This is a genomic window from Saccharolobus shibatae B12, assembly GCF_019175345.1.
Classification (GTDB): domain Archaea; phylum Thermoproteota; class Thermoprotei_A; order Sulfolobales; family Sulfolobaceae; genus Saccharolobus; species Saccharolobus shibatae.
The window spans coordinates 1854487-1876141 of sequence record NZ_CP077717.1 but is presented as its reverse complement, the minus strand read 5'-3'; the positions used below and the strand labels follow the sequence as shown (position 1 = coordinate 1876141).

Annotated in this window: 22 protein-coding genes; 12 read left to right on the top strand and 10 right to left on the bottom strand. The window is 35.8% G+C overall.

Annotated elements, in window-relative coordinates; genetic code table 11:
* Positions 1 to 72: 72 nt before the first annotated feature.
* The 6 genes from J5U23_RS09875 to J5U23_RS09850 all read right to left on the bottom strand — a co-directional run bounded on the left by J5U23_RS09875 (position 73) and on the right by J5U23_RS09850 (position 3329).
* Complete coding sequence (locus J5U23_RS09875) at positions 73 to 729, bottom strand: PIG-L deacetylase family protein (RefSeq protein WP_218266059.1); 657 nt, start codon at positions 727 to 729, stop codon at positions 73 to 75.
* 241 nt (positions 730 to 970) lie between these two features.
* Positions 971 to 1312, bottom strand: coding sequence for a nucleotidyltransferase domain-containing protein (locus tag J5U23_RS09870; RefSeq protein WP_218266058.1), 342 nt, complete (start codon positions 1310 to 1312; stop codon positions 971 to 973).
* A complete protein-coding gene (locus J5U23_RS09865; protein WP_218266057.1) occupies positions 1303 to 1650 on the bottom strand; it encodes a HEPN domain-containing protein in 348 nt (115 codons plus the stop codon). Before J5U23_RS09865 ends, J5U23_RS09870 begins: the two co-directional genes overlap by 10 nt.
* Positions 1651 to 2079: 429 nt before the next feature.
* Positions 2080 to 2451 carry a nucleotidyltransferase domain-containing protein gene (locus tag J5U23_RS09860; protein WP_218258041.1) on the bottom strand — a complete coding sequence of 124 codons (372 nt, stop codon included), beginning with the start codon at positions 2449 to 2451 and terminating at the stop codon, positions 2080 to 2082.
* Entirely contained in the window at positions 2432 to 2824 is a 393-nt protein-coding gene (locus J5U23_RS09855) for a HEPN domain-containing protein (RefSeq protein WP_218258040.1), read from the bottom strand. The genes J5U23_RS09860 and J5U23_RS09855 overlap by 20 nt, the downstream gene beginning before the upstream one ends.
* 310 nt (positions 2825 to 3134) lie before the next feature.
* Positions 3135 to 3329 carry a hypothetical protein gene (locus tag J5U23_RS09850; RefSeq protein WP_218267538.1) on the bottom strand — a complete coding sequence of 65 codons (195 nt, stop codon included), beginning with the start codon at positions 3327 to 3329 and terminating at the stop codon, positions 3135 to 3137.
* 522 nt (positions 3330 to 3851) lie between these two features.
* Between J5U23_RS09850 and J5U23_RS09845 the strand changes: the two genes are divergently transcribed.
* On the top strand, positions 3852 to 5204 hold the full coding sequence (locus J5U23_RS09845; RefSeq protein ID WP_218258039.1) for an ATP-binding protein: 1353 nt from the start codon (positions 3852 to 3854) through the stop codon (positions 5202 to 5204).
* Positions 5205 to 5615: 411 nt separating this feature from the next.
* Positions 5616 to 5876: a hypothetical protein gene (locus J5U23_RS09840; RefSeq protein ID WP_218258038.1), complete on the top strand. Its 261-nt coding sequence runs from the start codon at positions 5616 to 5618 to the stop codon at positions 5874 to 5876.
* On the opposite strand, the gene J5U23_RS16020 is transcribed toward J5U23_RS09840, so the two are convergent.
* Positions 5853 to 6254: a SelT/SelW/SelH family protein gene (locus J5U23_RS16020; RefSeq protein WP_261310035.1), complete on the bottom strand. Its 402-nt coding sequence runs from the start codon at positions 6252 to 6254 to the stop codon at positions 5853 to 5855. The two genes, J5U23_RS09840 and J5U23_RS16020, sit on opposite strands and share 24 nt — an antisense overlap.
* A 346-nt stretch (positions 6255 to 6600) precedes the next feature.
* Between J5U23_RS16020 and J5U23_RS09830 the strand changes: the two genes are divergently transcribed.
* From J5U23_RS09830 to J5U23_RS09795, 8 genes are all read left to right on the top strand, one after another.
* Positions 6601 to 7824 carry an NAD(P)/FAD-dependent oxidoreductase gene (locus J5U23_RS09830; RefSeq protein ID WP_218258037.1) on the top strand — a complete coding sequence of 408 codons (1224 nt, stop codon included), beginning with the start codon at positions 6601 to 6603 and terminating at the stop codon, positions 7822 to 7824.
* 66 nt (positions 7825 to 7890) lie between these two features.
* Positions 7891 to 8712 (top strand): DMT family transporter, encoded by an 822-nt coding sequence (locus tag J5U23_RS09825; protein WP_218266056.1) that lies wholly within the window; start codon positions 7891 to 7893, stop codon positions 8710 to 8712.
* Between the two features lie 84 nt (positions 8713 to 8796).
* Positions 8797 to 9681: an XdhC family protein gene (locus J5U23_RS09820; protein ID WP_218258035.1), complete on the top strand. Its 885-nt coding sequence runs from the start codon at positions 8797 to 8799 to the stop codon at positions 9679 to 9681.
* A gap of 68 nt (positions 9682 to 9749) precedes the next feature.
* Positions 9750 to 10628 (top strand): FAD binding domain-containing protein, encoded by an 879-nt coding sequence (locus tag J5U23_RS09815; RefSeq protein WP_218258034.1) that lies wholly within the window; start codon positions 9750 to 9752, stop codon positions 10626 to 10628.
* Position 10629: 1 nt separating this feature from the next.
* Positions 10630 to 11112: a (2Fe-2S)-binding protein gene (locus J5U23_RS09810; protein WP_218258033.1), complete on the top strand. Its 483-nt coding sequence runs from the start codon at positions 10630 to 10632 to the stop codon at positions 11110 to 11112.
* Between the two features lies 1 nt (position 11113).
* On the top strand, positions 11114 to 13471 hold the full coding sequence (locus J5U23_RS09805; protein WP_218258032.1) for an aerobic carbon-monoxide dehydrogenase large subunit: 2358 nt from the start codon (positions 11114 to 11116) through the stop codon (positions 13469 to 13471).
* 77 nt (positions 13472 to 13548) lie between these two features.
* A complete protein-coding gene (locus tag J5U23_RS09800; protein WP_218258031.1) occupies positions 13549 to 14424 on the top strand; it encodes an AAA family ATPase in 876 nt (291 codons plus the stop codon).
* Positions 14390 to 15427 carry a VWA domain-containing protein gene (locus tag J5U23_RS09795; RefSeq protein ID WP_218266055.1) on the top strand — a complete coding sequence of 346 codons (1038 nt, stop codon included), beginning with the start codon at positions 14390 to 14392 and terminating at the stop codon, positions 15425 to 15427. Before J5U23_RS09800 ends, J5U23_RS09795 begins: the two co-directional genes overlap by 35 nt.
* On the opposite strand, the gene J5U23_RS09790 is transcribed toward J5U23_RS09795, so the two are convergent.
* Positions 15413 to 15646 carry a sulfurtransferase TusA family protein gene (locus tag J5U23_RS09790; protein WP_218258029.1) on the bottom strand — a complete coding sequence of 78 codons (234 nt, stop codon included), beginning with the start codon at positions 15644 to 15646 and terminating at the stop codon, positions 15413 to 15415. The two genes, J5U23_RS09795 and J5U23_RS09790, sit on opposite strands and share 15 nt — an antisense overlap.
* A 158-nt stretch (positions 15647 to 15804) precedes the next feature.
* On the opposite strand from J5U23_RS09790, the gene J5U23_RS09785 reads away from it, so the two are divergent.
* Entirely contained in the window at positions 15805 to 16893 is a 1089-nt protein-coding gene (locus tag J5U23_RS09785) for an AAA family ATPase (protein WP_240781601.1), read from the top strand.
* A gap of 73 nt (positions 16894 to 16966) precedes the next feature.
* Entirely contained in the window at positions 16967 to 17845 is an 879-nt protein-coding gene (locus tag J5U23_RS09780) for a pirin family protein (RefSeq protein WP_218266054.1), read from the top strand.
* 250 nt (positions 17846 to 18095) lie between these two features.
* Here the strand turns inward: J5U23_RS09780 and J5U23_RS09775 are convergent, their stop codons facing one another.
* Entirely contained in the window at positions 18096 to 19175 is a 1080-nt protein-coding gene (locus J5U23_RS09775; RefSeq protein ID WP_244988778.1) for a GH12 family glycosyl hydrolase domain-containing protein, read from the bottom strand.
* Between the two features lie 495 nt (positions 19176 to 19670).
* On the bottom strand, positions 19671 to 21320 hold the full coding sequence (locus J5U23_RS09770) for a thiamine pyrophosphate-binding protein (protein ID WP_218266053.1): 1650 nt from the start codon (positions 21318 to 21320) through the stop codon (positions 19671 to 19673).
* Between the last annotated feature and the right edge of the window lie 335 nt (positions 21321 to 21655).

The window sequence follows — 21655 nt, the reverse complement described above, 5'->3', positions numbered from 1 at the left end:
TCACAATGATCCCAGAATCGCCCAAATTTTATCACTCTTAATATACTTGATATATCTACGCAAGGGGGAACGTTAATTATCTAAAATCTCCCTTAAGTGCGATTTATCTATTAGCTTCTCTACATAAAACCTTTCGAAGTCCGTTTCAAAAAATCTATGGACGTAATCCTTGTCTAGGTATCTAAACTGAGATTCATGTCTCATCATAGCCTTTAACTTGACCTCCTTAAACTCCTTAATGTTAACTAAAATCCTCTTATGGCTTAGTTTCCACAAAACACGCCTCCAATTTAAGGGAGGCCAATTTAAATATGTAAATTCACTAATCCTCAAACCGATAACAGCTTGTTTAGCAATATGACCACCTGCCTTATGATCTGGATGAGCCTCGAAGAGGGAAGGATAGAAAACTATGTCGGGACTTAGAGATTTAAAAATTTCAGAAACGTAATTTTTTGCTTCGTTAACATGAAATTTAAGTCTATAGTCAGGGAAATCTAAGAAAAATGGACTATTCCTTATACCTAAAATCTTTAAACCCTCTAACGCTTCTCTCTTTCTCTTTTCAGCTAAAGTCCTTCCCCTCTCTTCAGCTATAGGAGAACCCATGCTACCATCTGTCAGATAAATAATATAAACCTCGTTACCTCGTTTAACTAATTTAGCTAAAGTACCTCCGGCATTATCACACTCGTCGTCTGGATGTGGTGAAATAAAAACTATCTTCACATATTAGAAATTTTCAAAACGTTATTTTAAGCTTTATCTTAATTATAGGGAAATATCATGAACATCTCTTAGATTTAACGCTAATGTATGTAGAATTCACGGTATCGTTATTAATTTATTTATTTTTGTGTTGCGGAAACTTAGGGCATAATTAAGTGCTCTATTGCCCTAGTCTTGTGGAACAAAACGCTTATCCTTGAGTTTATAGGTTAATAACGACAGTATGATTATAGTTAACAAATTAAACTTCTTTATACACGTCAAGAAATTTAGAATACCAAGATATGTACTCTTCTTTATTAATCACGTGAATTTCAAAGGGATTTGGATTGCCTATAGCCTTGTTAACCTCATGGTAAATTTTCAACCTGTCGAATTCATTGCTCACATTAGTTATTATTAACACGTCAATATCACTATCCGGTCTGAAATTTCCCCTTACGTAACTGCCGAATAAAATAATCTTAGTATTTGGATCAATATTCCTAACAACTTCTTTAATTCTATCTAGATAGAAATTTAAGTTCTTTATATAATTGTCTCTCAATCTCTTATTCTCCTCAAGAACATCAATTATAGACATCCTAGACTCCTCATTATATTCTCTACAAAATTTAAAGCTTTTTCAGCACTCTCCTTTGAGAAAGTATAAGGTAAGTAACGAGAAGAGATATACGATTGTACTAAAAAATCCAACATTAACTCATCTATTTTTACCTTCTCAAATCTCCCTAGATTACTGATTAGTATCTTTAGGTCATGAGTTTTCGGATAATCACCCAAATGAATATATAATTTATATTTAACGCAAAGTTGTAGAGCTTGTTCCGAATGAAATACCGATAAATTCCAAATCCCTTCCTCAAAATCTCTCCTTGCATCATGCAAGAAATTTTTAGCGTTGTTGAGAAGAAAGCTCATAAGCAACTATTCATATTACTCGTTTTAAATTTATTGAGACTACATGAAGTAGTGTTCTCGGACATGGCATCTTAGTTCGATATTTTAGTGTAGACAACTATTCATTTAGATCCTCTAAATTTGCTCTTATTAAATCTGAATTTGTGATAAAAACTTTAAAAACTATAATATCTTCTACCTTCTATCAACCAAATCCCGCATAAGTTGAAAATCAATTCTTAGTTCAAATGACTTATACTAAATAACAGTTTCCATCTTTGTTGATTTGTTCAATTTATTTCGTGTGAGTGATATAATATAGGGTGAATTTTCTCCGATTAACACTTATCAGAAAATCCCTAAAGTTTAAGGAAACCTTGGCAATCTTTTAAAAATTATCCCAATAAACTAGTGTATGAATAAAACCTCAGTAACGGTGCGTAGTATAAATCACCATTCCCATAGTCTACCTTTTCTCCTAAACCTCTTTCTAATTTTCTTGTACTTCTCTAATACTTCTCTTTCAAATTCTTTCTCCCCGCACAGTACTTTTCCATCTTCTATAATCTCCAGAATAAAAGTCGAACCTTCGTCTAGTTTCTTCAGAAAAACTTGAGTATTCATTGCTACAGGCATTACTTGAGGAAATTTTAGATTATAAGCCATACCAAAGCTTTCTCTCGGATCTCTAGAGAATATATCGGAAACTACTAGAACGTCTATATCACTCTCATTAGTGTAATCTCCTCTGGCATAGGAGCCAAATAGTATGACCAGTTTTGGATTAAACTTAGAATAAATTTCACACAGTTCCTCCAACAATTCCCTTCACCCATGATAAAATCTTCTTACCGCAATCTAAACATCTATTTGCATCATCCTCATTGTAATAATCGGCAGGAGCACCCTGGTCATATGCATCGGGATAGCGGGAAGGGATATAATGTTTATCGAGCTCTTGAGCGCACTTCAATATCTCACCGGGAATTTGGATAGAAGAGGATTGTAAAAGAAAGGTAATTGAATGTCCCCTTAATTCTTTATGAAAATAACTTAGTAACGCTTTAACCGCTTTCTCGGCAGTCTGTTGAGACTCATAACAAGCTTCCTCGTAAACCTCATTCTGATAATTAATCTCCGCAGATCTAAGATTTCTCTCAGCTTGTCTAAGCCAGTCACTAACTCTGCTTACCATAAAAAATTGTAATAATTTAACTTATTAAGTTCATGTCCGCTTAACTTCGATTGGTGCAACGGCTTACTTTATCCCAGACGTTAAGTAGCTAACTTCACATGATTTCATGATATTTAATGTCAAACATCTCAACCCTTGTATAAATCATAGGATGATTTTCTGTCGTATCAGTGAGATACTCCTTACTACTGATCTCCCAATTGTAGATAACAGTTCAATATTTAAATTTTAGTTTAAATCTTTAAAGTCCTTTAAATGCCTTAATGTATAGAAAGCTATGTGAACTACCGTTTATCCCTATACTTTCATTTCAATCATTTACTTTCATTTCAATCATTTTATCTTCAATCGTGATTGAGTGTAGGGACTTAGCCCTCAACCACCTACCCAGCTTCACGGTAGGTGGGTCATGGGACTCCTTAGAGCCCAACGGCACGGGGCTCACATCTCCGCAATTTTCACCCTCATCCTTTTGGGCATAGCCCACATCGGCATAAGGGATCATCTTCATCGGAAAATTCTAACATTATCAAATATAAAAAGGTTTCTGTTAATGTGAAAAAGGATTCAGCCCACTCCTAGGACGGGGCATCTTCACCTCGCGATGGAGATTTCCTGCTTCTCAGAGAAACCTCGATCCCCCTTTACCCACAGCGGAGGTCCCATCGAACGGAACCGTTCTGTAATGCCCCGTGTGGAAGAGGGGTACGGAGGGTTTTCTCTCCACAGGCTTAAGATCCCCCCAGTCCCGAGGGTACTGACCCAGCTCTTACAAGGTTTAAGAAAATTTTGACATACAAATATAAAAACGTTTCTATAAAGGGGTATTCATCCCTCCGTCACGGGTACTTTCGCTCCCTTAACCCCCATTAAGTTAAAAAATTATATAATTTTTCTCTCTTACCTAAAAACGGCTTATTTTCCATTCAATACAATTTGTTGACACGCTTTTTGTTCTTTCCCTTTTATCATCATTTTTCTTCCCTTTTACGATAGTTTAATAAGTGGTATCTAGATTATTATAATTGTGATACCACTTTTTATTGATAGAGAAAGAGAGTTGAAATTTTTGGAAGATAGGTACAGAGAGGATAAGGCTCAATTAATAATAATTTACGGAAGGAGGAGGATTGGAAAGACCGAGATAATTAAACAATTCATCAAAGGGAAAAAAGCGATTTACCATTTGTGTACTTCTGACGGTTTAGCAAGTAACGTTAATAGACTTAAAGAAGAGTTTGCATCATTTACCGGAAAGGCTTATTTTAAGTCACTAAATGTTAGCCTAGACGAACTTTTGATGTACTTTGCGGATGAGGTTATGGGGAAGATTGTTTTAGCACTAGACGAATTTCAGTATTTAATTGAAAGTGAGAGAAGTATCACTTCGCTAATTCAGAGGGCCTGGGATGAGAAATTAAAGGATAGTAAAATTTTCTTGATTCTCACGGGTTCAAGTATCGGTATGATGGAGAATGAGGTTTTATCCAACAAATCTCCTTTATACGGTAGAAGAACAGGGAGTTGGAGAGTTGATGAAATTTCGTTTCCCTACCTTTCTGACTTCTTCCCTTCGAAGAATATAGTAGATCTAGTTAAAATATGGAGCATAGTAGGAGGAATACCATTCTATATTCTTCAGTTTGATGAAAGAAAGAGTATTGAGGAGAACGTTAAAGAAAAGATAATGAGCAAGGGTAGTATACTTTATGATGAACCATTATTTCTTCTTAGGGAAGAATTTAGGGAACAGAGAGTTTATCTCAGTATATTAAGAGCTATTTCCAAAGGGTATACTACTATCTCATTAATTTCGAATTACACCGGAATTGATAGGAGTAATCTCACAGCTTATTTAGATAGATTGGAAGAAAACGGAATTATTAGTAGGGTAATCCCTTATGGAAAGAAGAAGGGTTGGTACGAAATTAGTGATAACTTCTTTGATTTCTGGTTCAAATTCGTTTACGACAATCTGAATTATTTAGAGATAGACATGGTCGATGAGGTTATTAGTAAGAGTAATTTTGACGAGTATTATTCCTTTAAGTTTGAAAAATTAGTCAAGGATTTACTGAGAAGAAAGATGATCAGACTTCCTTTTAATTACAATCTCGTTTCCTTCTATTCTCATAAGGGAGAAGAAATTGATATAGTTTTAGAAGGCGAAAGGGCTATATTTCTAGGAGAAGTAAAGTGGAGTGAAAATGTTGAAGTTAAACCTTTATTGTGGAAGATGAAAAGGGTAATGTCGAAAATTAACGAAAAGGGAAAGGAGGAGTATTACGGTGTGTTTGCCAAATCGATTACGAAATGTAATGGTAACGTATTATGCTACGAATTAGGGGAAGGAAAGGAGGTTTTCAGATTAAAAGGTTAAATTCCCGAGTATGAAGAAAGTGTAATAAACTGTTATTATGTTGTTAGACAGCCCCTCTATTTAACAGATTATAAATTTTAATTGAAGTGACGATTCTAATTTGCCGAAATAAGATTTATAACATAACAGCGATACCTCCTTAACACTCAAATTCATGTCCCATTAATACTTATTATGAGTCCTTGAGCGTTATATATTAATTTTCATTGAACTTACAGCACACTCTACTTGGCTAACTCTTTAGTTGGTTATGCTCCAAGTGTTAGATCATTGATTTGAAAAATTCAAAATTAATATACCAAATATGAAAAATCATCTTACACCTTATCACTTTTATGAAATAAATTGAACAAATTAACAAAGCACATTGGAGAAAAAGGATTTTAACTTCTGTAAACAATATCTCCTATAATGAGTTGGAAATTAAAAGACCTTAAGGGGTTATCAGCTCCTACTGACGTTAAAATGTGTACAGTAGATGAGGCAGTAAGACAGTTAAAAGATAAATACAAGATAGATGTTGATATCTTAACTAAAATAGCCACTGACGTTCTAGTTAAACATCTTACAGAAAAGAAGATGACAATAGAAGATATAAAAAAGAATTATAGTGATGTTAAAGACATTGAAAGAATTATAGAGGATATCCTAAGATTGTCTGGCAAGTTGTAATTTTTGACCTATACTTTTTAGAATCTCCTCACTTTCTGGGAACCTTTTTTCTATATATCTAGAAAATACTAACTCATCATTAACATATATATCTAGTATTCCCCTATCACCTTGGACTAGTTCAACATTGGCCTCCTCAAAATAGGATAGAATATCTCTTGCCAGATTTAACGCTCTGTCCATATACTTGCAAGGCCTGCAGTAAACTATCTTAACGTCAATTTTCTTATTCAGATCAGCTGGTGAGACGTATTTAGTGGGATTAACCTTAAACTCGTCTAAACATCCTTTAGAACAGAAATAGTACGTTATACCCTTATAGTTTATTCTATAGGGCGTAGTGTTCTCAACTTCCATCTTACAAACGGGATCTTGCATAAACTAAGGAAGGATTGGTAAATTATAAAACTTTCCCAAAATACTTTCAACTTCCTTAATGTACTTATATTAATAATCAACCCATAATTTCAATATATAATGTTTTGTGGATTGCTTCAATTTTTATCTAATTTAACGTTAAGCTTACTTTTAAATCAACGCTTGATTTTGAATTTAAGAAAATTTAACGAGCTTGACGCCTAAGAAAATCGAAGGATTCAACAAAGCACAGTATATAAACTAGTTTACTATAAAACGGAATTAGAGTTTAGAAAGCGGAATTATAAGGAGAATATAAACCACCTTAAACTTAAGGTTTATAATAATCCTTAACAAGTTTATTATTATGCCTGAAAAATCTTGTTACTACTTAATTATTGGGAGTGGTATTGCGGGATATAACGCGTTGAAGGAACTACTCCAAATAAAACCAAACTCAAAAATAATCATGGTAACAGCAGACAAATACTACCCATACGACAGACCACCACTATCGAAATACTACCTAAGAGGAGAAATGTCACGTGACAAATTATTCTTTGAGTCTGATGATTTTTATAAGAGGGATAATTTGGAGGTAATATTGAACAAGAGTGTTGAAAGGATCGATATAAGTTCAAAGGAGGCAATATTGAGCGATGGTAATACAATATCCTTTAATAAGGCACTAATAACCACTGGTGGTAGGCCTAGAAAATTAAACATTCCAGGAAGTGAGAATGCCTTATACTTGAGAACACTTGATGACTCCGACAAGATAAGGGAGGCTGCGAGTAAGAGTAAGAATGCGTTAATAATTGGGGCTGGATTTATAGGTGTTGAGGTTGCATCTAGCCTAACGACACTTGGCGTGAAGACTACAGTAGTTGAAGTAATGCCATACATATGGAACACATTCGTTGATGAAAAAGTATCAAGAGTAATACAACAATACTTGGAGGGTAAGGGGATAAGCTTCATACTTAACGATTCAGTAAAGGAGATCCGAGATAGAGTCGCAGTAACGTCAAGTGGTAGGAGATTAGAGACAGACATGCTACTAATAGCCGTGGGAATAACACCAAACGTGGAACTCGCCAAAGAAAGCGGTATACAAGTTGATAATGGTATAATTGTAAACGAGTACCTAGAAACTAGTGTTAAGGACATTTACGCAGCTGGGGATATTGCAAATATATTCGATCCTAGGGAGGGTAGGAGGAAGAGGATTGAGCACTGGAATAATGCGGAGTACACTGGAAAATTGGCAGCTAGGAACATGGCTGGTAATAGAGAAGCCTACAACTTCATATCATCCATATGGTCAGATATATTCGACATACACATAGAGTCAGCTGGAGAGACGAGGAATTACGATGAGTACGTAATAAGAGGAAGATTCAATTCTGATAATCCTAATTTTAATGTAATATATTTGAAAGGTGGTGTAGTTAAGGGATACGTTGCGATAAATAGGGATTATAACGAATTGGAGGTTCTAAATAAGTTAATTGAAGAAGGTAAAGACGTTTCTAATAAGAAGAACTCTTTGGCAGATGAGGGATTCGACCTCAAGGAGTTGCTTAAGTGACTCTATTTCAAATTAGTTTAGCAGTTAACGGTAATCTTTTTTACTTAATATGTATAATCTTTCCCTATGTCATCCCGTACGGCATATCTCTTTATAAAATGGATGATCCCAGTAGCCATAGTTTGGGGGCTTTCATATCCTTTAACTAAACTAATTACAGTTTATTCCTCGCCAATGATAGTTAGTGTGGTTAGAGTTGCTATTGGTAGTGTATTTTTCATATTGTTAGGCAAGGGTCTTTCATTAGGTGTGAAGCAATTCATTAACGGTCTGTTTAACTTTGTGGGATTGTTAACCTTTTTGAACTTAGGCGTTTATTTCTCTTCAAACCCCGGTTTAGTTGCAGTTATGATCTATACTCAACCGCTATTCATCCTTATAATAGAGATGATCATGGGAACTAAAGTTAAGATGAGAGGAATAATTGGAATAATTTTAGGCGTAATAGGAGTAACAGCCTCAGCGTTCCTATCATTTAATTTAGGACTATTATTTGGTTTACTAGGAGGCGTGATATGGGCAATTGGTACAGTATATTATAGAAGGAATTTAGTTAAAGAAGATTTAGTGAAATTGAACGCATTTATGGGTGTTACTTCACTTCCTATCCTATTACTCCTAACGCCAGTTGGATATCATTTCGTGCTCAGCGTAATAAACGTGGGATTGCTAATAGCACTAGGATTAATTGCACAAGTGGGAGGATTCTATTTCTGGTTTAACGCTGTTAGATATTTAGGAAGTGTAAAGGCTGGCTCAGGATCGTTGTTAGTTCCGATAATGGCCTACGTATTGTCTTTCGCTTTCTTTAGAGAAGTTCCAACACCTATTCAAATAATTGGTTCTGCAATAACACTAATAGGAGTGTACTTAACGATGACTAGCTAAGATAAATAGAGTGGAATCTTGTTTATTATTTTTCAAACATAGCGCGATTAAATTTAAATAGTCTTATTTTTATATTAACTTATAATGATGTATGAAGAAAAGAGCAATAGCTACTTTGGCCATTCTTATAAGTTTATAAATAGGGTTAAGGAGTTGATTGAAAACGAAGAAGAGTTTGCAATAGTTGAAGTAATAAAAACAGAAGGTCCTAGTTCATTAAAGCCCGGTAATAAGCTAATAGTTAAGAGTGATGGAAGCTTTGAGGGATGGATAGGAGGATTCTGTACTAAGGATGATATAATAAGGTACTCGTTAGAGGCAATAGAAAATGGTCAAATCAAATATTTGAATTTAAATACTTGTCATGGAGGAGTTGTCTATTTATATATAGAACCCGTTATATCTAAGAAAAGACTTATTTTAGTTGGAAATAACCCTATAACGCGTTACATTCAGAGTTTAGGAGAGATGCTTGGCTTCATTATAATAAAGTTAGAGAGTGCAAATGAGTTAGCAAATGTAAAGATAACTAGAAATACCTTTGCTGTGATAGCTACCATGGGTGAGAAAGATCATGAATTTGCGGAAAGTCTTCTAAATTCTGGGATAAGGTATATTGGAGTTGTAGCTGGAAAGAGAAGGGGAGAGGACTTACTTTCATATCTACATAATAAGGGATATAAGGAAGAGTCTCTTACTAGAATTAAAGTTCCTGCAGGAATAGATATACACGCTATTTCACCAGAAGAAATAGCGTTAAGTGTTTTGGCTGAAATAGTTAAGATTTCAAATACTAAAGAGATGATTAGCAAGAAAGAGGAAAGTGAGGAGATTGTTGATCCAGTTTGTGGGATGACGGTCTCTAAGTCAGTTCCTTATTATTCAACTTTTAGAGGTAAAGTATACTATTTCTGTAGTAAATATTGTAAAGATAAATTCGATGGTAATCCTCAAATATATGTTAAATAATGAAATATGTATTATTAGATATAATTATCTTTTTATGCGGATAGACTGAGTATTAAATAGTGAGATAAGTGTATCCTCCACCATTCGACTATTATGCTCCAAGTAACCTCAACGAAGCATTAGAGCTTCTTTCCAAGTATGGCGAAGAGGCTAAGGTATTAGCTGGTGGACAGAGCTTGATAATAGCAATGAAATTAAGGATAGTCTCTCCTAAGTATATAATTGACGTCAATAACATACCTAATCTCTCATATGTTAATGAATCTGATGGATATTTAAGAATAGGTGCCCTTACTAGGTATTCTGACCTGGAGTTCTCAGATTTGATAAAAACTAAGTATCCATTACTTCATGAAGCTGTTAAGCATCTAGCTGATCCAATAGTTAGGAATTGGGGAACAGTTGGAGGAAATGTGTGCTATAATCACCCAGGAAATAATTTACCCGCCGTAATGCTAGCATATAATGCTGAGTTTGTTGCTACTAGTCTCTCTGGGAGTAGGGTTATTAAAGCGAGGGATTTCTTCTTAGGGCCCTTCCAAACTGCACTAAGACCGGATGAGATTCTGACTGAGGTGAGAATCCCAATTCCTCAACCTAGAAATGGAGGTCATTATATAAAATTAGAGAGAAGAGTTGGAGATTTCGCTATAGTTTCCACTGCAGTCAACCTATCCTTAGATTATGATGGTACCGTTAAGGAGGCTGGGATCGCAATAGGAGGAGCCGCTAACAACCCAGTTAAAGTAACTAAAGCTGAGGAGTTATTGAAGGGAAATAAGATAAATGATAGCCTAATAAAGCAAGTTGGAAAAATAGTCACTGAAGAGATTACGCCAGCCGAAGAACCCTTTGGCCCACCAGGAGAGTACAAGAAGGCAATGGCCGGGGTGCTGACAGTAAGGGCAATTAAATACAGTCTAAGAAGGGTATTGGGAGGTGGTTGAAATGGCTCAGAAGGTTCACGTGAAAATAACAATTAATGGAAAGCCATATGAGGCTGATATAGAGCCTAGGTTACTACTAGTACATTTCATTAGAGAGATTGCAGGACTGACTGGAACTCATATAGGATGTGATACAACAAATTGTGGTGCTTGTACGATAATTCTCACTGGTAAAGCAGCAAAGTCATGTACCATATTTGCGGTTCAAGCTAATGGAAAGGAAGTACTAACTATAGAGGGTCTAGCTAAAGATGGCAAATTACATCCAATACAAGAAGGATTTTGGGTTAAGCATGGACTACAATGTGGTTATTGCACTCCAGGGATGATAATGGCTGCATATCAATTACTTAAAAGGAATCCAAATCCTACGGAGGAAGAGATAAGATGGGGTATTTCTGGAAATTTGTGCAGATGTACTGGCTATCAAAATATAGTTGAAGCCATAAAATACGCTGCTGAGAAAATGAGGGAGGTAGGTTAGGATGGAAGAAACTTTACCACCAACAGGAGTTCACGGTATGGGACATAAGATAAGGCGTAAAGAGGATGTCAGGTTCTTAATGGGTAAAGGGACTTACGTTGACGATATAAAACTACCTAATATGGCGTATCTAGTTTTCGTGAGAAGTCCTTACGCTCATGCTAAAATAAAGAAAATCAACGTCGAGAAGGCTAAGTCTATACCAGGAGTTATCGATATAATTACTGGAGAAGAGCTAGATAAGGCAGGGTTAGCATGGATCCCAACTCTAATGGGAGATAAAATGATGGTATTACCAACAGATAAGGTAGTATTTCAAGGTCAAGAAGTAGTAGCTATAATAGCTGAGGATAGGTATGCTGCAATGGATGCGGCAAATCAAGTGGAAATAGAATACGAACCGTTAGAACCAATAGCCGATCCTAAAAAAGCGTTAGAGCCCAATTCCCCTATTGTTAGACCAGATAAGAAATCTAATCTAGTATTTAGATGGGAAGCAGGTGATAAAGAAGCAACTGATAAGGTATTTAAAGAAGCGGATATTGTAGTAAGTCAAGACTTCTACTATCAACGTTTACATGTAGCCTATATGGAACCAGTTGGTTCAATAGCACATTATGATCCAGTTTCTGGAAAGTTAACTCTATGGATGACCACTCAAGCTCCTCATGTCGTTAGGACAGTTTTTTCACTAGTAACTAAAATTCCAGAAAATAAAATAAGGATAGTATCACCAGATATAGGAGGAGGTTTCGGTGGTAAAGTCTACGTTTATCCTGGATACGTGGTATCCGCTTATGCATCAATAAAGTTAGGAAGACCAGTTAAATGGATAAATACTAGGTCTGAGGATATGAGAAGTACTGCATTTGCAAGAGACTTCCACATTCATGGTGAGTTGGCTGCTAAAAAGGATGGTATTATCGTGGGGCTTAGAATTAAGGTAATAAGTGACCATGGAGCATTTTATGGTGATGCGAATCCAAGTAAATTCCCAGCAGGGTTATTTAGTATTTGCACTGGTGCTTACGATATAAAAGCTGCGTACGTTGAGGTTACTGGAGCTTACACTAATAAACCAGCAGGGGGTATAGCGTATAGGTGTTCATTCAGGGTAACAGAGGCCTCTTATACAATAGAAAGATTAGTTGATACTCTAGCCCACGAATTGGGTATGGATCCTGCAGAGTTAAGATTAAAGAACTTTATACCTTCAGAGAAGTTTCCATATAGATCAGCACTTGGTTGGACTTACGATAGTGGAAACTATGCCTCAGCGTTAAAGAAAGCAATGGAGAAGATAGGGTACTATGAGCTGAGAAAGGAGCAAGAGGAGAAGAAAAAGAAGGGAGAGCTCATGGGCATAGGAATCAGCACTTTTGTTGAAATAGTAGGTGCTGGTCCAGCTGATCTGTTTGATATAGTGGGGATTAAGATGTTTGATAGTGCTGAAATTAGAATACATCCCACTGGAAAAGTCATAGCCAGATTTGGAACACGAGCACAAGGTCAAGGACATGAGACAACATACGCTCAAATTATCTCTGAAATATTAGGTATTCCAGTAGAAGACATAATAGTAGAAGAGGGTGATACTGACACTTGTCCGTACGGTTTAGGTACCTATGCAAGTCGTAGTACACCCACTGCAGGTGCTGCTGCAGCTGTAGCTTCTAGAAAGATTTTAGATAAGGCCAAGAAAATAGCAGCTCATCTACTTGAAGCCAGAGAAGAGGATATAGTGTTTGAAAAGGGCAAGTTTTATGTTAAAGGATATCCAGATAAATACAAAACTATTCAGGATGTTGCACTTGCCGCATATACTAACCCACCTCCCAACATTGAAGCCGGGCTTGAGGCAGTAACGTATTATAACCCACCAAACATGACATTCCCATTTGGAGCATATATCTGCGTGGTGGATGTAGATAAAGGAACTGGTCAGGTTAAGGTAAGGAGATTTGTAGCTGTTGACGACTGTGGTAATATAATAAATCCAGTGATTGTCGATGGACAAATAATGGGAGCACTAACAATGGGTTTCGGTACAGCCTTCATGGAGGAAATACGTTATGACGAGAACGGAAATATTTACGGTGGAAGTTTCGCCGAATACCTAATACCTACTGCAGTTGAAACACCAAGATGGGAATTAGATAAGACTGTAACGCCATCCCCACACCATCCTTTAGGTGCTAAAGGAGTTGGTGAGTCCGCTACTGTAGGATCTCCAGCAGCGTTTGTAAATGCAGTGGTTGACGCTTTGTGGGATTTAGGGGCTAAACATATTGATATGCCGATATGGCCGTGGAAAGTTTGGAAAGTTCTTAAAGAGAAAGGAATGGCGTCTGATGAGTAATAATAGGAAAATATATTAATTAATAAAAAGGTTTTTTATCACTTCGCTCCATTATTTTTATTTAGGTGTCACACATTATGCTTAACACTGTAGAGGATTTAATTAGACTGTTGACTGAAAACGACTATATAATTGATAGAAAGTCAGCCATAGCAGTATTTCTAGCTTTAAAATTAGAAAAGCCCCTACTAATTGAAGGACCACCAGGTTGTGGAAAAACGGAGTTAGCGAAAGTTATAGCTAAGATCTTGAACCTAGACTTAATCAGATTACAATGCTATGAAGGCCTAGACTACTCTCACGCTCTTTATGAATGGAATTACCCAAAACAACTATTAGAAATTAAGATGATGCAACAAGTTGATGAGAATGAGGCAAAGAAGAGAATATACAGTGAGGAATTTCTAATCGAAAGGCCCCTATTAAAGGCTATAAGAAGCGATAAGAGAGTAGTTCTATTGATTGATGAAATAGATAGAGCTGATCCCGAATTTGAGGGATTTCTACTAGAATTTCTAGGAGAATTTCAAGTAACTATTCCAGAGTTAGGTACCATAAGAGCAAAACATAAACCGTTTGTGTTTATAACATCTAATAAGACTAGAGACCTTTCGGATGCACTTAAAAGAAGATGTCTTTACCTTTATCTGTATTATCCAAATGAAGAAAGAGAGTTAGAGATAGTGAGGAGAAAAGTTGGAGGAATAGATGTTGAAAAAACTAGAAAAGCCATTAAAATAGTGAACAAGCTTAGACAAGATGGAGAAATAATACACAAACCTGGAATAGCTGAGACCATAGATCTAGTTAACACAATCAACTTACTTGGCGTGGAATCTGAGGAGGACTTGAGAAATTTAGTGGTAAATGTTTTGCTTAAGGATGAGGAAGATATAAGGCACTTTAAGGGAATGGAAGATGGAAGAAGAAAAGACGATAGTGAAGATAGCTAATATTCTCAGAGGATTAGGCAGGAACGTTGGGGTAGATGAGACCATAGACGCAATTAGCGCACTAAAATTAGTAAAAGATAGAGATTTTGAAACCGTGAAAGCAGTATTAAGAGCGACAATGATAAAGGATTTTGCAGTAAATGAAGATAAACAAGAAAGAAGACAAGAAATTGAAAATAAGTATTCTGTTCTGGGAAGAGTAACTGATAGACCGTATTTAGCAAATGAGCTTTATATCTATAGTCCAGCTGAATCGAAAATTAAGACAACCATATTCCAAATAGAAAATAGAGATATGATAATATGGAGTGAAATAGCAAAGAGGCTTAAGGAGATTACACTGAATTATGAAGGACATAGGTTCAAGGTAAAGGAGAGTGGAGAACTTGACATGAAAATGACTATAAAGGACGAGATAAAATATTCCTTAGAATCGCCATATCTTGTAAAACATAGAAGAAAAATAAATAAGTCATATATAATTTTATTATGCGATATATCAGCTTCAATGAAAGATTATATTAAGGAAATATTACTTCTATCTTTCTTTATTAGGAGAGTTACTAACAAGTCTGAAATATTCTATTTTAGTACTGACGTAAAGAGAGTTACAAACTTCTTTCAAGTAGGTAGTATAAATGAAATAGATATGAAAAAACTAGTCTCAATGGTACCTTACGGAAGTGGAACGCGAATAGGAGAAGCTTTATATACTTTAAGGAAAAATCATGGCGAATTGCTATTTAGAAAACGCAGTGTTGTAATATTTAGTGATGGTTGGGATTTAGGTGAATTAGATTTACTAGAAAGAGAGTTAAGAAATGTAAAACATAGATGTAAATCTATCATCTGGATCAACCCTCTAATGGATAAACCTTCATATACACCAGACACAAGAAGCATCAAAATTGCTTTAAAATACGCTGATCTGTTAACTTCTCCTAACGTACTCCTTAAGAATAAGATTGAAGGAAAAAGAAAAGTAATTTCACTTAGCTATTAATAATACGTGCTTGTTACCTTCTTGTGATTCTTGAACTATCTTCAGACCCCTCTTCTTACTCCATAGTGTTATGTCCTTCTTCGTAGCATCATCACCCAAAATAACCTTTACTGCTTCACCCTCTCTAAGCTCATCAACAACACTACTCAATTCGCCAATAGGTCCAGCACAAGAAGAGCTAGTCAAGTCAAGTTCTTTATATATCTTAAGAGTAGTCATCTTTTTTACTCACCAATATACTTTTTGTCTTGAGGTTAATAAATTCTTCATTATATTTAACAAAAACTTAAATTAGTTACTTTTAAAAAGTAATATGCAATTCTACACATAAAAAGCTTTAAGTAGCAGGGATGTAACTTAGTTACAGGGGTGTAACTTTGCTATTTAGCGTTGAACCTAAAGAATCTTTAACAGATTTATTTAATAGGGAAGATGAGGTAAGGAAGTTTTTACAGTGCGTGAATACCGAAAGAATGATAATAGTGACGGGATTAAGAAGGATTGGGAAATCGAGCCTAGTATTGGCAGGACTAAATTCTTTGAATAGGGGTTATACATTTGTTGACGTAAGGAAAATTTATGATAGTGTATCAAAGAGAATAACTCCAGATAAACTTTACGAAGAAATACATTCAAGTTTAATAAAAATAAGCAAAATGTATCATTTAAAAGATATACTTAAAAGATTCGACATTTCACTAGAGTACCCTATAAGGATTAGTAAAAAGGAAGAGAATATAGAAAAAGACCTTGCCAATATGTTTTCCGCGCTAAACGAGATAGGGCTTAACAATAAACCAATACCAATAGTATTTGACGAAGCCCAGTATCTCAGATTCTCGACTGTTGGTTTAAAGCCACTATTAGCCCACATTTACGATTACATGAAAGGATTAGTACTAATATTCACTGGTAGTGAGGTAGGGTTACTGGAGGATTTCCTAGGAGTAGATGATGCAAAGTCAGAACTTTACGGCAGATACTATTGCTCCATTGAATTGAAACCCTTTGATGAGGAAAAGTCTAAAGAATTTCTCAAGAAAGGGTTTGAAGAGTTTAACGTAAAAGTTGAGGATAGTCTAGTTAATGAAGCAGTGAATGAGTTAGATGGTATTGTGGGTTGGTTAGTTTATTTTGGCAAACTCTATTTAGAGAAGAGAAGAAGTGATGTAATACGTGAGGTTAAAGAGTTGGGGTCAAGACTAGTAAGGGAGGAATTAAGGGAGTTGGTTACTAAAAGTCAATATTACGCATACATAATGAAGGCCATAGCTATTTTGGGAAATGCGAGATGGAAGAACATCATGGATTACGTAATTACCAAAACTGGAAGAAAAGTCAGTAATACTACAGTTTCTAGAGATCTTAAGAAATTGATAAAAATGGGATTTATAGAGAAAAGAAATGATGAGTATAGAATTCCCGATCCAATCATTAGGTATGCCTTGCTGGAAGAGGATATCTGATCATTTTTCTCTTAATAAAATAATCATAACTAAGGTGGATTAGGTTTTTATTAGTTAGTTCAAAAATTAATTTATGATTAGGGGAATAGATGGTATAATTAAAGGAAGAAATACCATGGATGGTGCTGGGGTTAAACTTTACAGAGTGTTTGGCGGACCAGATACTGTGGATTTAACAGATCCTTTCCTATTACTGGACTTCTTCGGCTCAAATAAGGTTGAGGAGTACATTAATGGATTTCCTTGGCACCCGCATAGGGGAATTGAAACTGTAACGCTATTATTTGAGGGAAAGGTGGAACACCAAGATAGTTTAGGTAATAAGGGAACAATATATCCTGGCCAAGTCCAATGGATGACTGCTGGAAGCGGAATATTTCACCAAGAAATGCCAAAACCATTAGAGGGTACAGAGATTCCCAAATATAATCAAGATCCATTCCTGGTAAGAGGATTACAGTTATGGATAAACCTACCATCTTACAAAAAGATGACACAGCCAGTATATAGGGATGTAAAAAGTATTCCTAAGGAGAAGTTCGACTTCGGAGAAGTATCAGTCCTCGCGGGAGAGTTCGCTGGAATTGAGGGACCAGTTAAGGTGAAGAGTGATGTTGATCCCGCATACATACACGTAAAATTGAATGGAGACATGAAGTTAAAGGTAAAAGAAGGATATACTGTATTAGCCTATGTAGTCGATGGTAGTGCTAAGTTTGCTCCCAATTCGCCAGAAATAGGAAAGGGCAATCTAGTGATCTTCACTAGAGAAGGAGATGAGGTTAAAATTAGTGGAAATGCGAGCTTTATAGTATTATCCGGAAGACCTCTAAATGAGCCAGTAGCCTGGTATGGACCAATAGTCATGAACACTGAAGATCAAATAATTGAAGCGTTTGAAGATTTGAGAAAGGGGACTTTCATAAAGCACAGAGAGGTAGTATTTGAATAACGCGTATTGTTATACTGATGACTTCTCTGGAGCTAAACAATTTTTCTTAAAGTGATACAATTGAGAGTATAGTGATAATCCGCACCCAACTAACAAGAGAGTAATGTTGGCCCTCTTAATACTATCAATAGCGCTAACTTTATCCTTTCCAATAGGGTTCGTCAAGAAAAACTATTACCTTAACACCACCCTTTTTATATTTTGTTAGCATATTCTATAAAAAGTCCACTACTGAGACAAAAAAGGAAGATTAAGCATTCTCTATATACCATGAATATAAATTATATCCTAGATTGGCGATACCGTTAGTATCATTAAACTCCATTCCAACTTGTATCGCATCTAAATAGTATGTATTGAGATTATATATCGAAACTCTAGCCTTTTCTAGGTAGGATCCCATATTCTTTAAAACATACGCTATTGGTATTCCTATTTGACCTTCTAACTGTTTGGGAGATAAGAAGTAGATTGATGTCCAACCGTTTGCTGATCCGGTTCTCGGCAGAACGTAAACTGACCACGTTAAATTCTCCACTGTACCGTTAATTAATGTGGGGATTTGTATGGACCCCACGCTCAACATGTAAGGATCCCCCTTAGTTATATTCTCTTGCCAATTCATCCAGATCATCACCTCGAAGTCCCCATACTGTAAATAAGTAATGTTTGGATTTTGAGAAAGCCAAATATCGTATGAAAAATCATCGATCACTCCTACGTTTTCATATACAGTGAAATTGAGGATAGACCAGAAGTTTGGTAAGTTTGATACTATCATCGGTAAAGGCAGATAAGGACTTACCTCGGTTTTTCCAGCGAATGGGAACCACAACTCTTGACCATACATTAACCCTGGGTAACCATTAACAGATATAGAAGGAGTTATCTTCTTTATGTTAGACATGTCCACATGGACGTTGAGATAGGGATTAAAATTCATTATCGCCTGACCTTGAGCAGCCTCAATATTCCACAAAAATGGTGAAGCGTATAAGGTTGTTACGCTATTATACAGCAATGCCATGCCATACCTACTCTGGCTTAAGTAGCTTCCAACTAATGAGAAACCAGATGCAGAAGTTGGAAATAGGATAATTGAAGGACTTTGAGTATAAGTTGATGTAGATAAGACTGAAGTTTGAGGGGAAGTAGAGGTTAATGAAGAAGTCTGGGAAGTATAAGATGAAGAAGAGTATGAAGTAGAAGACGTCACACTTTGAGGAAGTGATGTGGAAATTTGAGAAATCCTCTCGAAATATGTAAACGAAGAAGCTATTATAATTAGTATAATTATCGTAATCGATACAACTATTACTCTCTTATCCATAATATATTTCCTTAAGGAGTCTATTAAAGTTATTACTAGTTGTGGTTCAATTAAATGCCCTTGGGTTTAAAATCATATCTGCTCTTTCTCGCCTGAGTCATTAAATTCTTTCTGCTTTGTTGAATCCTTCAATTTTCTTAGATGTTAAGCTCATTAATTTTTCTTAAATTCAAAATCGAACGTTGATTTAAAAGTAAGTTCAACGTTAAATCAGATAAAAATTGAACTAGCCCACAGAGAATATTCTTTCTCGGGCGATTCACGTCTCCTTTGCGAATTCAGTTTATTTATTGAAACGAAATGAATTTAATTGAACACTCTCCTATAGACTGGTAAGGATTCACGCTTAACAATTTCCTTTTTTAATGTATTTTTGCTATAATTACAATTCGCAATGGAAACCTGAATCGCCCTCTTTCTCAAATCATGGATAGAAAAATTTCAAGTAGAGATTTAAAAACAATTATAAGATTATCGGTGTTTGTTTTATTTAGTTTAAAGAAATCTCTTACTCCAAGGCATAACTGGTGGAACAAACTTATCCTCTGGCTCAACGATAACCTCAACTAAAGAAGGAGTATTCTTTATAGCCCTCTTTAACGTATCAGATATCTCTTCATCATTGGTTATCTTATATGCTGATAGTCCATACCCTTCAGCGATCTTAACGTAATCTGGGCTTGAAAAATCAGTTCCAACAATATCCTTACCCCTAGCTCTCATTTCAGCCCTTATCCAACCGTAACTTCCATTATTAAAGAGTATAATAACCACGTTAGCATTGACTCTCCTTATGGTCTCTAGCTCACCAGCTGAGAAACCGAAACTCCCATCTCCCGAAAGAGAGAAAATCAAAGAGTTAGGCCTTGCAAAATTAGCGCCTACAGATGCCGGAATTGAATAGCCAAGACCACCTACACCATAGTTAAAAACGAAATATCTACCGGCCCTCTTGGCCTTATAGAAGGCTGCAGTGTAAATTGCGCCAACTCCAGGATCAGCTATTAACACAGCGTCTTCCGGCGATAGATTCCAAAGCTCCTTTATGAAACGTAACGGGTTTACTACTTCCCTCTTTTCTTCACTAAGCCTTTGTTCGAATACATTTCCATCTAAAACAATGTTCTTTTTATTAATCTTTTCATTACTTTTAATTTCATTAATTATTTCCCTTAATGTAGCTTTAGCATCACCTATTAGGTTTATACTATCATAATTATTCCCAACCTCTGCCTCACTAATGTCAATATGGATTATGGTTTTACCTCTAGATGGTATAGTCCAGTTATAAGTATTTGCTGAGTCCGTATTACTTCCTACGAGAATTATAAGATCTGATTTATCTACAATACTGTTCGAAAAACTCGTACCTCCCCTACCACCAACTACACCTATAGACAAGGTATGGGTTTCTGGAATACATCCCTTTCCCGTTATTGTAGTCCCTACCGGAATTCCTAGTAATTCAGCTAATTCAATTACCGCATCCCAAGCCATTGAGTATAAAACACCTTGACCGCAAATTATTACTGGGATTTCACTTCTCAAAATCAAATTTACCGCTTTCTTGATCATTTCTTTATCTGCTAAAGGTCTTTGAGCTGGATATTTCGAGAACTCCTTCTGGGCTTTAAGTTCGACGTTGCCTTCCAATTCACCTTCCAAAATATCTAAGGGTATTCTAAGGTGTACTGGTCCAGGTTTTCCACTAGTGCTCAATCTAAATGCCCTCCTTATAGCGTGAGGTAGTTCTTGAATATTATATATTGTTATCGTCTCCTTAGTTATTGGTCTGAATAGAGAAGTTTGATCTAATGCGGTTAAATAATTCTCCTTCTCTCCATATAGTGGTGCATCTGTAGTTATTACTATTAACGGTGTAGATGACTTATAAGCCTCAGCAACTCCAGGGAGCATATATACTGAGCCTACGCTTGGTCCCTCTACTACTCCAGGCTTATAAGTTAGTTTGGCATAGGCATCTGCCATGTATACTGCATTCCTCTCATCTCTGGTGACTATGTGGCGAATCTCTCCCTCTTTAAGCTGGTCATATAACGATATTGATGATTCGCCTGGCAAACCAAATATATGTTCAATGTCATAATCCTTTAAAAGAGACAAGAGAAGTCTTGAGCCATTCATAAATATTAATGATTCCAGAGATTTAAAAATATTTGATACTCCTACGGGAATTCATGCAAAGCCAGATAACAGGCCATTCTGGTTTACATTGTAAATTCATTATGTTTCAAAAATTGCGATGAATTTAACTGGATAAAAACGGTAAATAAAGGAATATACGCTTAATCGTGTGAACACTTTTATATTTATACTATTCACAAATTGTAATCGTCATGGATCTGTAAATCGCCCCCGAGAACTAATAAAACTAAATATTTGACATAATATTGTCTAATCCCAATCTCTTATCGATCTCAAGAATTATCGTTTTAATCGCCTTGCACTCTGAATATCGT